Consider the following 13,685-nt stretch of genomic DNA (forward strand, 5'->3'; position numbering starts at 1 on the left):
ATGTCTCGATAGAGTCTCGCCGAGCAGTATGGCACACCGGCCGAGCGGGCACCACGAACTCTTCCAGCACCGACTCGCGGACACTCCGACCGGGTCGGAGAACCTTCCAGCATCGACTCGAACGGGGACCAGCCCATGGGCGAACTCAGCGACAAGTACTTCGTGATGCCCTTCTACATCGTCGTGGACGTGTCGTACTCGATGGAGGAGAACGGCGGGATACGCGCGATGCCCCAGCTGGTGCCCGCGATCAGGACGGCGCTCGCGGAGAAGCCGCTCGTGCACGACATCCTGAGGATCTCGATCCTCGAGTTCGCCGGCACGGCGAACGTGCTCGTGCCGATGAGCCGGCCCAACGAGCTCGGCTCCCCGGACTTCGCGGTCCGGGGCGACGGCACGAACTACGCCGCAGCGCTGGCGCTCCTGAAGGAGCGCATCATCGCCGACGTCGCGACCCTGAAGAGCCAGAATCTCGACGTCTACCGCCCCGCGGTCTTCTTCCTGACCGACGGCGAGCCCAACGTCGGTCCAGCCTGGGAGAAGGCCTTCGCCGAGCTCACCTACTTCGACCCCGCGACCGGCGCGGGATTCAAGGCCTATCCGCTCTTCGTCCCGCTCGGAGTGGGTGCCGCGTCTCGGACCGTCCTCGGGCAGATGGCGTTCCCTCCTGACGTCTCCCGGCTCTACATGGCCGTCGATCCCGCCGCGGTTCAGGCGGCGATCATCGAAATGGCGAACGTGATGGCGCACACCACCGTCTCGAGCGGGAACACGGCCGTCGGCGCCCTGGGCTCCGGGGGGAGCGAGGAGCCTCAGCACGTCCTCCCGGACGAGCGCGACCTCGGTCCCGGCGTCACGGTCTCCGCCTCGCAGTACCAGGGTGGAAGCTTCATCTGATGCCGCGCACGGACGGGCTGGCGCCCCTCGCCCGCTACACCATCGGCGAGCCCGGGCTCGCCTTCGACGGGGTCAGGGCCTCGCTGACGAGCGGAGTGCGAGCCCCCCACGACACGGTCGTCGACGCCCTCGATCACCCGCGCCTCTCCCTCCGTGCCGCGAGCGTCCGGGGTCTCGTCCACCGCGACGCAGGCACCCCGCGCCAGGACGCGTTCCGTGTGGCCGAGGGCGACCAGACGATCGTCATCGCCGTCGCCGACGGAGTGGGCTCGCTCCCGCTCTCGCACGTCGCCGCCCAGTGCGCCGTCGACGCGGCCGTGGAGCTCGTCATCGCGGGCGGTGCGCACCTCCAGCGGGCCGATCCGGTCGCGTGGGGTGCACTGTTCGACCGGATCTCCGAGATCGTCAGGCACGAGGCGTCGACCGTCCACGCGGGAGAGGCGCGCGAGGCGATGGCGACGACGCTCTGCTGCGCGGTGGTCGACCTCGAGGCCCAGGTGGTCGTCACGGCCGGCGTCGGCGACTCCTCCTGCTTCCTCCTCCGGGACGGCGCATGGGAGAGCCTCTCGGGCGGGAAGGAGCGCGCCTCCGCCTCCGGCGTCGTCTCGAACCGCACCGAGGTCCTCCCGGCGCGGGTGAGGACTCGAGTGGTCGTCCGCGAGACCGAGGTGCGGCCGGGCGACGCCCTCGTCGTCGCCTCGGACGGGATCGGCGACGCGATCGGGGACGGCGGCAGCACGAGCGCGGCGACCCTCGCCGAGTGGTGGCGCACGGCCCCAGCACCGCTCGACTTCGCCGCTCAGGTCGGCTTCGGCCGGCTCTCGTTCACCGACGACCGCACCGCCGTCGTCGGCTGGCTGCTCGGCCCCGACCGCGCATGACAGCACCCCGCGTGGACGAGCGACAGCTCGGACGGACGACGAGGCTCGGCAGGGGCGGCGCAGCGACGGTGTTCGCGGTGCCGGACTACACGGTGCGCGACTTCCCTGGCGCACTCGCGTTCAAGCGGTTCACCGCCCTTCCCGAGCCGTCGCTGGTCGATCATCTCGACACCGTCGCCTCCTTCCGGATGGGGCTGGGCCCCGACGAGAGACGGCGACTCGATGCACTCACGTCCTGGCCACTGCGTCTGGTGACGGACGGGACGGACCGGGTCTGCGGGATCCTGCTCCCGCAGGCGCAGCGGCAGTTCTTCTACACGGTCGCGGACCGGACGCTGAACTCTTTCGGCGACAGCCGTCCGAGCGAACTCCAGCACCTGTTCGGACCCTGGGAGGACGCGCGCGAGCAGGGTGTCTCCTGCCCGCCGAAGGACGACACGACCACCCGGCTCGCCCTCGTCCTGTCGGTCTGCGCGACTTTCGCCGTCCTCGAGCGGCACGGGATCGTCTTCGGCGACGTGTCCTCGGGCAACATCCTCTACTCGCTCGACCCGGTTCCGCGCACCCTCCTCATCGACTGCGACGCCGTCGCCATCACGGGGACGAGGACGTCGGCCATCCAGGGGGTCACCCCGGGCTTCACGCCGCCCGAGGGGTCCGGGACAGCGGACGTCTACACCGATCGCTACAAGCTCGGCCTGCTCATCCTGCGCTCGCTCGCCCCGGCACTCGTCCAGGGTCACTTCGTCCGAGCGCCGAGCAACGTCCGCCCGCTCCTGAGCGACCGACTGGACGAACCGGGGCTGAGGATGCTCGAGGACGCCCTCTCCGAGGACCGCGAGGCACGTCCGTCGGCCGGCGAGTGGTTCACCCACCTGCATGCTCTGCTGAGTGAGCGCACGAGTCCGCCGGTGATCGACTCCGTCGAGCTCGATCACCCGATCGTGGTCGAAGGGGCCGAGCTCGTCCTTCAGGTGAGGAGCCGGGGCGCGCTGACGCTCCGGATCGACTGCCCTGGAGGCGAGGTGATCGAGTCGGCGGCGTCCGGCGGCGACACCGTCCGGTTCACCGCCATGCAGAGCGGTGCCGTTCGCGTGCTCGCCGCGAACCACTTCGGGCAGGCGAGCGACGACACGCGCTCCGTGCGGGTGCTGCCCGTTCCGACGCCGACCTACGTTCCACTCCCGACGCCGGTGCTGCCCGGCCTCGACCGCGAGGACCTCTACATCCTCGAGCGCGGACTCGACGCGGCAGGGGCCACTCGGGACCGGGACGAGCCGTTCCGGCTCGCCGCGGCTGCGTCCTCGTCGGCCTCGGCCGGCCGGATCGGGGTGGACCAGCTCCTGGACCTCGCCGCCGGCGCCCAGCGTCTCGCGCGCGAACTCGAGTTCCCGGTCTTCACGCCCCTGACCACGACGGAGCAGATCGAGGCCGCCGCCCGTGGCCGTCTCGCCGGGCGCGGGCGCCGGGAGATCGCCCGCCGCGAGCGGGCCAGAGATTTCGCCCTCGGCGCCGCCGCCGTCCGCGCCGAGGGTCGAACGCTGAGCACCAGGGCGGCGTCCGGGATGCGGAACCTCTACACACGACTGACGAGAACGGCGGGCTCATGAGCGCACTGGGAAGCGGACTGGTCTGGCTCGGCGGCGCTCGACAGGACGTGATCGTCGACGCTCCGGGCGAGCGCCCGCGCTTCCGCGCGATGGGGCTCGTGATCCTGAGCACGGCAGCACTGTCCGGCGTCTCGGCGGCCTACGCCGTCGTGATGGCCCTCAGCCTGCCCGCACCGATCGCGATCCTGATCGGCGCGTTCTGGGGACTCGTCATCCTCAACCTGGACCGTCTGCTGGTCGTCGGGATGCAGAAGCAGAAGAGCGTGCTGCACAACATCGGGCTCGCCCTGCCGCGCGTCCTCCTCGCCCTCATCGTCGGAACCGTCATCTCGACGCCCCTGACCCTGCAGGTCTTCGACAAGGAGATCCAGACCGAGATCGTGAGGATGTCGGAGGAGAGGGAGGCCGCCTACAAGAACGAGCTCGCCACGGATCCCGAACTGGCGAAGATCCCCGCGCTCGAAGCGGAGATCGCGGCGAACCAGCAGATCGTCAACGCCGGCGGCGGCCTCGTCGATCTGAGCAAGGACCAGAACTACGTCGCCGCGCAGAAGGCGACGGCCGACGCGCAGGCCGCCTACGACCAGGCGAACGCCACGTGGCTCGGAGAGCTGGACGGATCGAACGGCACGGGGATCGTCGGCGATGGGCCGATCACGCGGTCGAAGAAGCTCGACCGAGATCTCAAGCTCGACGCGTTGAGCGCGGCCAAGGAGGCGGAGGCCACCGCGAAAACTGCCGCGCAGCAGAACCTCGCCGCATCAGCCAGCACGGCTCTCGCGGACGCCGACGCCCAGCTGGTCGCCGACCGCGCGGAGCTCGCCGCCCTGGTGCAGCAGCGGGATGAGAAGACGGCGGGCTACCAGTCGCTCGCGGCGAACAGCGGCGGGATCCTCGCGCGCCTCGAGGCGCTGTTCCGCCTCGGGGAGGCGAACCCGCTGTTGAATCTCGCGCACCTGATGCTGGCGGCGTTGTTCGTCGCGATCGAGCTGCTCCCGGTCGTCTTCAAGACGCTCGCGAACCTCGGGTCGCCGACCGCGTACGACCGCGTCGCCGAGATCAAGGATCGCGCGGTGGTCGAAGGGGGAGAGATCTGGGCCCAGCGCCACGCAGAGGCCATCGAGCAGCTCGCGGCGGTCCAGGTCCACACAGCGCACGACATGGCCAATCGTCAGATCGATTCGGGGATCGCTGTGAACGAGAAGGTGATCGGGCAGCAGGAGATCGTCGTGACGCGGGCGCTCGATGTCTGGGGCGAGTACGCAGCAGAACGAGCGGAGTCGAAGATCCGAGAGTGGGAGGAGACGCTGGCGCGCCAGGCGGACGCCACGGGTCAGACGCACGCCTCCGGCGCGACTCCGCCGCCCCGATCGCAGCCGCCGGGATTCGTGAGCGGGCTCGGGCTCCCGGCACCCGAGAGCATCTGAGGGTCCCATCGTGCAGGGAACTGCTGGATCCGGATGGAGGCGTGTGCTCCGCGGCGCCGGACGGGTGAAGGACATCGCCGAGGCGGCGATGCTCGTGGTGAATCCCCTCATCACGCCACCCCCCGTCGCGCCGGAGCCGGTCCGGAGCGATCGACCTGCGCTCGTCCGCGCCGCCGAGAAGCCACCGGTGCGACCCACCACGCGCGAGCAGTTCGAGGCACTCGACGAATCGCAGCGGCGGCTCGAACGGCAGCGCCGTGCGGAGGCCATGCAGGCAGGTCGCGAAGGCCGCGACGCTCGGATCGAGCAGCACCCCGAGCCGATTCGTCGTCGGGACGACGAGACACGCCGAGCCCGGTCTCGCCGACGCGCACGCTGATCTCCCCGAGACGTGTCGGCGCCTACTCCGCGTTCCCGTCCAGCAGGTCCGACACCGAGCGGTGGAGCTCGACGCGCTCCTTGCGGACCGACTCCGAGACCGAGCGCATCGCCGTGATGCGGTCCACGATCACGTGGACCCGCTCCACCGGGACGACGCGCGTCGTGACGACCGGCTGCTCCGCGTGGAGGACGAACGTCAGGGGAGCAGGCGCAGCCTCCCCGCCCGACACGGTCCCCTCGAGGGGCTCGCGCTCGATCACGAGCTCCTCGCGGCGGACCTGGAGGGTGACGGTCCGCTCCTCCGTGACGATCACCCTGCGGATCCGCACGCGCTCGGTCGCGGTGCGGACCGTCGTCACGTCGAGGCGCTCCTCCGAGCGGATCACCGACACCTGCTCGTCGGGCGTGCTCATTTCTCGGGCCGCCCGGCGGTCTCGCGCAGCTCGCGGCCGTCCGCGACGTCCTCCGCGTGCTTCTTCGCCTTCTTCTCGCTCAGGCGGGTGTCGCGCGGCGGGAGCTGGAGGTCCTCCTCCGCCTCGATGCCGGCCTGCAGCTGGCGGCCGCGCTCGAGCTCGGCGTCGAACTCCGCACCGAACAGCAGCGCGAGGTTGGTGATCCAGAGCCAGAGGAGGAAGACGATCACGCCACCGAGTGCGCCGTAGGTCTTGTTGTAGTTGCTGAAGTTCGCCACGTAGAACGCGAAGCCGGCGGAGGCGAGCGCCCAGATGACGAGGGCGACGATGGATCCGAGGCTGGTCCAGCGGAACTTCGGCTGCCGCACGTTGGGCGACCAGTGGTAGAGCACGGCGATGATGACGATCATCAGCACGATCAGGACCGGCCACTTCGCGATGCCCCAGACCGTGAGGGCGACCTCGCCGAGTCCGATGGCGTCTCCGATCGCCTCCGCGACGGGGCCGCTGAGTACGAGGATCAGGCCCGCGACCACGAGCAGTGCCACCGTGACGATCGTGATCGCCAGCATGGTCGGGCGGAGCTTCCAGATCGGGCGGCCCTCGTCGATGCCGTAGATGCGGTTCATCGCGCGTCCGAACGCCCCGACGTACCCGGAGGCGGACCAGAGTGCGCCGAGCAGACCCGTGACGAAGGCGACGCCCGCGGCGGAGGACGAGGTCAGCTCCTGCAGCGGACCGCGGACGGTGTCGAGGACGTCGGGCGAGACGAAGCCGCCCGCGATCTCGAGGACGGTGCTCGTCGTCGTCTCGGCCTGCCCGAAGAGCCCGAGGATCGACACGATCGCCAGGAGGCCAGGGAACAGGGCGAGCACCGCGTAGTAGGTGAGAGCGGCGGCGAGGTCTGTGCACTGGTCGGCGCCGAACTCGCGCAGCGTCTTCTTGAGGACGTAGCCCCACGAGCGCGCGGTGACCTCGGTGGGTGCATCGGGCTTCCGGGAATCGTCGGGATCGACGGCGGTTCGATCGCGGTCGGCGCTGGTCTGGGACACGGTTCTCCTCGGTCTTCTCCCCGCGATCGCCCGGTGGCGTCGTGGAGTCGTGGACGCCCGCAGCGGCGGAGGCGTTCGACGCCCCCGCCGCTGCGGTTCGTGATGGTGGCTGCGGTCAGCGACCGTCGACGGAGCGGCCGGTGGTCGCGTCGTCGATCTCGATCTCCTCGTGGCTGACGTCCTCGGTCACCTGCTGGTTCTCGGTGACGGTCTCGGTGCCGAGCGAGACGCGCTCGACCGGGACGGTCTCCTTCGCGGCGACGACGCGCTCCTCGGTGAGCACGACCTCGTGCTCCTCCTCGCTCAGGTCCGGGCCGGACGTGGCCGAGTCGACGGTGGCGTCGGTGATCGGCTCGCGGACGACACGCACCTCGTCGTGGCTGACGGGGACGGTGACCGTCTCCTGCTCGGTGACCACGTGCTTGCGGAGTCGGGCGCGCCCGGCCTCCACGCGCTCGGTGCCGACGTGCAGCTGCTCCTCGGAGCGGGTCATCGCGTCGTCGGTGGTCGGGCCGGAGGTGTCGTGACCGACGTTCGTGTCGATGCCGGTCGTCCCGGTCGTGCCGGTCGTGTCCGGCGTGCTCGAGTCGAGGTCGGTCGTGCCGCCGAAGCCGGCAGCGCTGTCGACGTTCTCGGTCTCGGAGGCGGACGCCGCGCCCGAGAGGTTGTAGTAGCGGTACAGGTCCGCCTCCTCGTCGGCGTTGAGCGCGCCGTCGGCGTCGATGCGGGGGGCGTCCTTCACGTACGACTTGTCGTAGGCGACGCTGAGGCTGCCGTCGGCGAACGAGGCGCCCTCGAGCGGGACGAACGACTCCGAGGTGCCGAAGAGGCCGGTGCGGACGGTCGCCCAGACCGGCGTGCCGCTGTCGTCGGCGACGTAGACCTGCTCGACAGTGCCGATCTTGTCTCCGTCGGAGCCGTGGACGGGGGAACCGATGATGCTGTCGATCGCGGTGGTGTCGATCATGTGACTTCCTTCTCTCGTGAGCGGGATGAGGCGTCGCCGCACGACGGGCGGTGGGTGTCCGTCCGTGGCAGAAGGGGTGTGCTCCGAACCGTGCTGCGTCGTCGTCCCCGACCGTAGACGGCCGATTCCGAGCGGTCACGGAGCTTGACAGCGCACCGGTCCACGCGAGATCCTGCGCCGTGTTTGGGGGACACGGGTCCGCCCCGCCCGCGGGTCAGCGCAGAGTCGCGTTCGGCTCGTCCCAGTTCTCGATCGTCTGCAGCACCCAGAACACTGCGAACAGCGCGAGGGCTCCGGCCTCACCGAGCAGGAGCCACTGCTCGCCGAGCAGCTGCGCGCCCCGTCCGCTGACGACCAGGCCCAGGAGCAGCAGCTCGACCAGCGCGATCAGCACGGCGAGGACCGCGTAGCAGCCCGAGTAGAGGCGGGGCGAGCCGGGGCCGGTCACCCCCTCCGCGCGCACCGCGACCGCGTGCACCGCCGCGACGACCGCGATGAGGAGGAAGAACACTCCCGCGGCGGTGTAGTGCGCGGCGAGCCCGAACGACGGCAGGGTCGACCAGACGCCGACGGCCGCGAGCAGGGCGGCGCCGATGCCGGCGCGGGTCAGCGCCCACGCGTCGAGGGAGCGATCGAGCGCGAGGAACAGCACGGAGGCGGCGAGCACGGCCGCGGCGACGGCCAGGTAGGCGAGCATCCCGGCCGTGATCTCGTCGCCCGCGCTCGCCGAGAGGCAGCGACCGGCGTCCCCCGGGCAGCCCGCGCCGGTCAGTCTCGCGAGCTCGGCCGAGGAGAGCGGGGCCGGAACCAGCGCGATGACCGGCGCGGTCATCCCGGCGAGCAGGAGGAGGAAGCGCCGGAGGCTGCGCCCCGCGAGGACGACGAGGGCGACGCTCACGGCGAGGAGCGATCCGACGAAGACGGAGCGCACCGGCGTGTAGTACGCGGCGCTGATCGATCGGAGCGGACCGAGGGCGACGAGGTGCCAGCCGACGCCCACCGCGAGCAGGAGAACGGCCGCGATGAGCGAGACGCGGACGTAGCGGTAGGTCCGGAGGGACGAGACGGTCCCGGCGCCGCCGAGGGCGTCCGCGCGCGCCACGCCCGCTACTCCGCGCGCAGACCCGACGAGCCGAGGGCGAAGTCGACGTCGATGCGGATCGCCACGCGCAGGGGGTTCGGGCGGGGGGCGCGGTAGCGCGCCGAGTAGAGATCGACGGCGTGCTGCACCGCCTCCGGCTCCTCCTCGATCGACGCGGGACCGCCGAGGCTGAGCCAGCGGATCCCGTCGACCTGCCCGACCGTCGCGGTGCCGGAGCGACGGACGTTGAGCACCTTCTGGCTCTCGCGCGAGGTGATGATGCGGACGACGCCGTCCTCCCAGGTGAAGCCGACGGCGACGACGTGCAGGCGCCCGTTCTGCCAGGGGGTCGACAGGGTGGCGAGGTGGCGGTCGGTCACGAAGGCGACGCCGTCGGCACTGAGGATGCTCATCGCTCGAGCGTATCCGCCGGTCCGGCGCTCACGCGCCGAGGAGGAGCGCCTCGCCCTGGCCGCCGCCTCCGCAGAGCGCGGCGACGCCGAGCCCGCCACCGCGGCGACGGAGCGCGAGCGCGAGGTGCAGCGCGAGGCGGGCCCCGGAGGCGCCGACGGGGTGTCCGAGCGCGATGGCGCCTCCGTCGAGGTTGACCGACTCGGGAGGGATGCCGAGGTCGTCGGCCGACTGCAGCACCACGGAGGCGAACGCCTCGTTGATCTCGATCAGATCGAGATCCGCGACAGCGGCTCCCCGGCGCGACAGTGCCCGGAGGATCGCGGCGGACGGCTGCGAGTGCAGCGAGTTGTCGGGCCCTGCGACCTGGCCGTGCTCGAGGATCTCGGCCAGCCACGGCAGCCCGCGACGCAGGGCCCACCCCTTCGAGACCACGACGAGCGCCGCGGCCCCGTCGGTCAGCGGCGAGGAGCTGCCCGCCGTGATCGTCCCGTCGGGCGAGAAGGCGGGCCGCAGCCCCGCCAGGATCTCGATCGTCGTCTCGGGGCGGATCCCGTCGTCGTCCGCGAGGACGAGGTCGTCGCCGCGCCTCTGCGGGACGGTGACCGGTGCGATCTCCTCGGCCAGCACGCCCGCCGCCCGCGCGTCGGCGGCCCGCTGATGCGAGAGCGCCGCGTAGGCGTCCTGCCGTTCGCGGCGGATGCCGCGCTCGGCGTTCCCGTCATCGGTGACGCGCCCCATGATCCGCCGATCGAAGGGATCGAGCAGTCCGTCGTGCAGCAGCGCGTCCTCGAGCGGGCGGGCACCGACTCCCACGCCCGCCCGCGCGTCGAGCAGCAGGTGCGGCGCGCCGGTCATCGACTCCTGCCCGCCCGCGACGACGACCGAGGCCTCACCGGCGCGGACCAGTCGCGCCGCGTCGATCACGGCGGTCAGCCCCGAGAGGCACAGCTTGTTGATCGTGACGGTCGGCACCTCCCAGCCGAGACCGGCACGGATCGCCGTCTGGCGTGCGGGTCCCTGGCCGGCACCGGCCTGGATCACCTGGCCGAGGACCACCGCGTCGACGTCGTCGGGTGCGGCCGCCGACCGATCGAGCGCCGCGCGGACGGCGACGGCCCCGAGCTCGACGGCCGTCAGGGTGGCGAAGGCGCCGCCGAAGCGGGCGAACGGGGTCCGCGCGCCGCCGAGGATCACGGGGGTGGTGTCGTCAACCGACATGGGGGCTCCTTCTCGACGGTGAGACCGGCCGCTGCGGCGGGGTCACGGGACCAGGACGATCTTCCCGCGGACGTGCCCGTCCTCGCTCAGGCGGTGCGCCTCCGCGACCTCGTCGAGGGGGAGACGCGGACCGATCTCGACCGAGAATCGCCCCTCCACGACGAGCCGGACGGCGAGCGGGACCGCCTCGCGGCGCAGGCGCTGCTCCTGCTCGGTCAGCGGGACGGGGCTGCCTCCCGACCAGGCTCGGATGCCCAACTCCGCCGCCCGAGCGCCCGCCACCACGGTGCCGACGTGCTGCCGGTCGGCGACGAGTGCCAGGGAGGCGGCGAGCGCCTCGTCGGTGCCCGCCGCGTCGAGCACTCGGTCGACGCCGTCGGGCGCGGCCGCGCGCAGGCGCTCCAGGAGTCCCGGTCCGTAGGCGACCGGCACGGCCCCGAGCTCGCGCAGGCGGTCGTGGTTGCGCGGGCTCGCCGTGGCGATGACGGTCGCGCCGCGTTCGCGCGCGAACTGGACGGCGGCCTGCCCGACCGCTCCGGCGCCGGCGTGGACGACGAAGGTCGACCCCTCCTCGACGCCGAGCGACACGACGGCCTGATAGGCGGTGCCGACCGGGATGCCCAGCGCCGCCGCCTCCTCGAACCCGAGCCCCGCGGGCTTCGCGTCGAGGCACTCGGGCGCGACGACCACGGAGGCGGCGTAGGTGCCGACCGCGCCCGTCACGACGACCTCGTCGCCGACCGACCAGCCCGGCACGCGAGCGCCGACGGCGGTGATCACACCGGAGCCGTCGGCCCCCACTCGCCGCGGCGACGTGATCGGCGGGCTGGGCCGCACTCCCGAGCGGATCTTCCACTCGATCGGGTTGACCCCGGCCGCCCTCACGGCGACGACGACGGCGTCGTCGGGCGCCTCGGGCTCGGGGGCGTCGACCACCTCGAGCACCTCCGGTCCGCCGATCTCGCGGTACTGCACGATCCTCGCCATGTCGTCCTCCTCCGACTCGTCGGGGGTCAGTCCATCAGCTTCTGGCGGACCTCGCGCCGGAGCACCTTGCCGATCAGCGAGGTCGGCAGCTCGGTCACCACGTCGATCCGCTTGGGCACCTTGTAGGGAGTCAGGTGGACGCGGCAGAAGTCGCGCAGCGCCTCGGTGTCGACCGCGGTGCCGGGGCGGAGGACGACGGCGGCGGCGACGCTCTCGCCTCCGTCGGCGCGGGGGAGCCCGACGACGGCGGCGCGGACGACGTCGGGGTAGGACTCGAGGACACCCTCGACCTCGGACGGCGAGACGTTGAACCCGCCGGTGATGATGAGCTCCTTCGCCCGGTCGACGATGGTGACGAAGCCGTCGGCCGAGACGGTCGCGATGTCGCCGGTGCGGAGCCAGCCTCCTGCCAGCAGCGTCTCTGCCGTGTCGTCCGGGCGCTTCCAGTAGCCCTGGAACACCTGCGGCCCGCGCAGGAGCAGCTCGCCCGACTCGCCGGCCCCGCGATCGACCGACGGATCGGCGGGGTCGACCAGCCGGATCTCTGTGCTCGGGAACGGCACGCCGACGGTGCCCGGGCGGCGGGTGGGCCCGACCGGGTTGCCGAGGGCGACCGGGGAGGACTCCGTCATCCCGTAGCCCTCGACGAGCAGGCCGCGGCTCGCCCGCTCCCAGCGGTCGACGGTCGCGACGGGGAGGCCCATGGCTCCCGAGATCGCGAAGCGGATGCCGCGCAGATCGATCTCGTGCCGCTCCGATGCTCGCGCGAGCGCCTCGTAGACCGGGGGCACGGCCGGCAGGAACGTCGGCGGGGAGGACTTGGCCGCCGCCTTGACCAGTCCGACGTCGAAGGTGGGGAACAGCACGACCCTGGCGCCGATGCTGATCGCGAACGTGAGGCAGAGGGTGAGCCCGTAGGCGTGGAACAGCGGCAGGACCGCGTAGAAGGTCTCGTCGCCCTCGCGCAGACCCGGGACCCAGGCCCGCCCCTGCATCGCGTTCGCGCGGAGGTTGGCGTGCGAGAGGATCGCGCCCTTCGGCGTGCCCGTCGTGCCGCTGGTGTACTGCAGCAGGGCCGTGTCGCCGAGGGAGGGGCGCGGGTGCGACCGTGCGAGACGCCGGCCGCCCAGGAGGCGGTCGAACGGGACGAGCGTCCGGGTGCGCGTGCGCGCGGTCAGCTTGGCGCGGGCGGCTCGGGCCCTGGGCAGGGGCAGCCGCAGCGCGAGGCGCTTGGCGAGCGGGAACGACTCCGTCAGATCGACCGACACGACCCGCTCGATGCCGAGGTCGGCGGGCATCGTCGCGACGACGTCGGCGACCTTGTTCCAGACCACTGCGAAGCGGGCGCCGTGGTCCTCGAACTGCCGGCGCAGCTCCCGGGGCGTGTAGAGCGGGTTGTGCTCGACGACGATCGCGCCCAGCCGCAGCGCCGCATAGAAGGCGACCACGTGCTCGGGGCAGTTCGGGAGGACGAGCGCGACCCGGTCGCCGGGGCGGACGCCGAGCCTGCGGAGGCCCTCCGCCGCCCGCGACACGCGATCGCCGAGCTCGGCGTAGCTCGTCTCGGCGCCGAAGAACTCGAGGGCCGTGCCGCGCCGGTAGCGCGCCACCGAGTCCTCGAGCAGATCGACGAGCGTCTGGGTGGGCGGATCGATCTCGGTCGGGACGCCCTCCGCGTAGGAGGTCAGCCACGGCTTCGTCGCCAGGTCAGGGGTTCCGGGGGTCACCCGAGCGAGTATCCGGCACTCGCCTCGGCGGATCCTCCGAGCGCGCCGCAAGGGGTGCACGGGTGCGCGGACCCGAGCAGACTGGCGGTATGAGTGCAGCCATCGACCTCCTCCGAGACGGCTTCGGCCGCGTGCACGAGACCGTGCACGCCGTCCTCGACGACGTCACCCCCGAGCAGCTCGCCTACCGGCCCGACCCCGAGGCGAACTCGATCGCCTGGCTCGTCTGGCACCTCACCCGGGTGCAGGACGACCACCTCGCGCCGCTCGCCGACCGCGAGCAGGTCTGGACGGCGGACGGCTTCCACGAGCGCTCGGGTCTGCCGTTCTCGCCCGAGGCGAGCGGCTACGGGCAGTCGCCCGCCGAGGTCGGGGCGCTCGCCGCGCTCCCGGCCGAGCTGCTCACCGCCTACGTCGACGCCGTGCACGAGCGGACCCTCGCCTACCTCGGCACCCTCGACGACGACGAGCTGCCGCGCGTCGTGGACACCCGCTGGGACCCGCCGGTCACCCTCGCAGTGCGCCTGGTCTCGGTCCTCGACGACGACATCCAGCACGCCGGCCAGGCCGCGTTCGTGAAGGGCCTCGCCGAGCGCGCAGGCCGCTGACCGCACGCGCCGCCGTCTACGG

Annotated in this window: 14 protein-coding genes; 6 read left to right on the forward strand and 8 right to left on the reverse strand. The window is 72.2% G+C overall.

Annotated elements, in window-relative coordinates; all coding sequences use genetic code 11:
- Positions 1–135: 135 nt before the first annotated feature.
- The 5 genes from B9Y99_RS03775 (at position 136) to B9Y99_RS03795 (ending at position 5,194) form a co-directional block, all read left to right on the forward strand.
- Positions 136–897, forward strand: a complete 762-nt coding sequence (locus tag B9Y99_RS03775) for a vWA domain-containing protein (protein WP_085475235.1) — start codon at positions 136–138, stop codon at positions 895–897.
- Positions 897–1,778 (forward strand): protein phosphatase 2C domain-containing protein, encoded by an 882-nt coding sequence (locus tag B9Y99_RS03780; protein ID WP_085475236.1) that lies wholly within the window; start codon positions 897–899, stop codon positions 1,776–1,778. The genes B9Y99_RS03775 and B9Y99_RS03780 overlap by 1 nt, the downstream gene beginning before the upstream one ends.
- Entirely contained in the window at positions 1,775–3,388 is a 1,614-nt protein-coding gene (locus tag B9Y99_RS03785) for a protein kinase family protein (RefSeq protein ID WP_129587881.1), read from the forward strand. The genes B9Y99_RS03780 and B9Y99_RS03785 overlap by 4 nt, the downstream gene beginning before the upstream one ends.
- Positions 3,385–4,815 (forward strand): DUF4407 domain-containing protein, encoded by a 1,431-nt coding sequence (locus B9Y99_RS03790; protein WP_085475238.1) that lies wholly within the window; start codon positions 3,385–3,387, stop codon positions 4,813–4,815. Before B9Y99_RS03785 ends, B9Y99_RS03790 begins: the two co-directional genes overlap by 4 nt.
- 64 nt (positions 4,816–4,879) lie before the next feature.
- Complete coding sequence (locus B9Y99_RS03795; protein ID WP_129587882.1) at positions 4,880–5,194, forward strand: hypothetical protein; 315 nt, start codon at positions 4,880–4,882, stop codon at positions 5,192–5,194.
- Positions 5,195–5,216: 22 nt separating this feature from the next.
- Here B9Y99_RS03795 and B9Y99_RS03800 read toward each other — a convergent pair whose 3' ends face one another.
- The 8 genes from B9Y99_RS03800 to B9Y99_RS03835 form a co-directional block, all read right to left on the reverse strand.
- The gene (locus B9Y99_RS03800; protein ID WP_085475240.1) at positions 5,217–5,609 is read right to left on the reverse strand and encodes a DUF2382 domain-containing protein; all 393 of its coding nucleotides are present in this window, start codon (positions 5,607–5,609) and stop codon (positions 5,217–5,219) included.
- Positions 5,606–6,661, reverse strand: a complete 1,056-nt coding sequence (locus B9Y99_RS03805) for a YihY/virulence factor BrkB family protein (RefSeq protein ID WP_085475241.1) — start codon at positions 6,659–6,661, stop codon at positions 5,606–5,608. The genes B9Y99_RS03800 and B9Y99_RS03805 overlap by 4 nt, the downstream gene beginning before the upstream one ends.
- 115 nt (positions 6,662–6,776) lie before the next feature.
- On the reverse strand, positions 6,777–7,628 hold the full coding sequence (locus B9Y99_RS03810) for a DUF2382 domain-containing protein (RefSeq protein ID WP_085475242.1): 852 nt from the start codon (positions 7,626–7,628) through the stop codon (positions 6,777–6,779).
- A 214-nt stretch (positions 7,629–7,842) separates the two neighbouring features.
- Positions 7,843–8,730: a hypothetical protein gene (locus B9Y99_RS03815; protein WP_085475243.1), complete on the reverse strand. Its 888-nt coding sequence runs from the start codon at positions 8,728–8,730 to the stop codon at positions 7,843–7,845.
- A gap of 5 nt (positions 8,731–8,735) precedes the next feature.
- Positions 8,736–9,122 (reverse strand): pyridoxamine 5'-phosphate oxidase family protein, encoded by a 387-nt coding sequence (locus B9Y99_RS03820; protein ID WP_085475244.1) that lies wholly within the window; start codon positions 9,120–9,122, stop codon positions 8,736–8,738.
- 28 nt (positions 9,123–9,150) lie between these two features.
- Positions 9,151–10,341: an acetyl-CoA C-acyltransferase gene (locus B9Y99_RS03825; RefSeq protein WP_085475245.1), complete on the reverse strand. Its 1,191-nt coding sequence runs from the start codon at positions 10,339–10,341 to the stop codon at positions 9,151–9,153.
- A 42-nt stretch (positions 10,342–10,383) separates the two neighbouring features.
- Complete coding sequence (locus B9Y99_RS03830) at positions 10,384–11,328, reverse strand: NADP-dependent oxidoreductase (protein ID WP_085475246.1); 945 nt, start codon at positions 11,326–11,328, stop codon at positions 10,384–10,386.
- A gap of 26 nt (positions 11,329–11,354) precedes the next feature.
- Entirely contained in the window at positions 11,355–13,055 is a 1,701-nt protein-coding gene (locus B9Y99_RS03835) for a long-chain-fatty-acid--CoA ligase (protein ID WP_085475247.1), read from the reverse strand.
- 89 nt (positions 13,056–13,144) lie between these two features.
- Here B9Y99_RS03835 and B9Y99_RS03840 point away from each other — a divergent pair, with 89 nt between their 5' ends.
- Entirely contained in the window at positions 13,145–13,663 is a 519-nt protein-coding gene (locus B9Y99_RS03840) for a mycothiol transferase (RefSeq protein ID WP_085475248.1), read from the forward strand.
- Positions 13,664–13,685: the final 22 nt, after the last annotated feature.

The sequence above is a fragment of the Rathayibacter oskolensis genome (genome assembly GCF_900177245.1).
GTDB lineage: Bacteria > Actinomycetota > Actinomycetes > Actinomycetales > Microbacteriaceae > Rathayibacter > Rathayibacter oskolensis.

What these genes read in the sequence shown, in the direction of transcription:
- B9Y99_RS03775 (WP_085475235.1), top strand. Translation starts at nt 136, where the DNA reads ATGGGCGAACTCAGCGACAAGTACTTCGTGATGCCCTTCTACATCGTC.
- B9Y99_RS03780 (WP_085475236.1), top strand. Translation starts at nt 897, where the DNA reads ATGCCGCGCACGGACGGGCTGGCGCCCCTCGCCCGCTACACCATCGGC.
- B9Y99_RS03785 (WP_129587881.1), top strand. Translation starts at nt 1,775, where the DNA reads ATGACAGCACCCCGCGTGGACGAGCGACAGCTCGGACGGACGACGAGG.
- B9Y99_RS03790 (WP_085475238.1), top strand. Translation starts at nt 3,385, where the DNA reads ATGAGCGCACTGGGAAGCGGACTGGTCTGGCTCGGCGGCGCTCGACAG.
- B9Y99_RS03800 (WP_085475240.1), bottom strand. Translation starts at nt 5,609, where the DNA reads ATGAGCACGCCCGACGAGCAGGTGTCGGTGATCCGCTCGGAGGAGCGC.
- B9Y99_RS03810 (WP_085475242.1), bottom strand. Translation starts at nt 7,628, where the DNA reads ATGATCGACACCACCGCGATCGACAGCATCATCGGTTCCCCCGTCCAC.
- B9Y99_RS03820 (WP_085475244.1), bottom strand. Translation starts at nt 9,122, where the DNA reads ATGAGCATCCTCAGTGCCGACGGCGTCGCCTTCGTGACCGACCGCCAC.
- B9Y99_RS03825 (WP_085475245.1), bottom strand. Translation starts at nt 10,341, where the DNA reads ATGTCGGTTGACGACACCACCCCCGTGATCCTCGGCGGCGCGCGGACC.
- B9Y99_RS03830 (WP_085475246.1), bottom strand. Translation starts at nt 11,328, where the DNA reads ATGGCGAGGATCGTGCAGTACCGCGAGATCGGCGGACCGGAGGTGCTC.
- B9Y99_RS03840 (WP_085475248.1), top strand. Translation starts at nt 13,145, where the DNA reads ATGAGTGCAGCCATCGACCTCCTCCGAGACGGCTTCGGCCGCGTGCAC.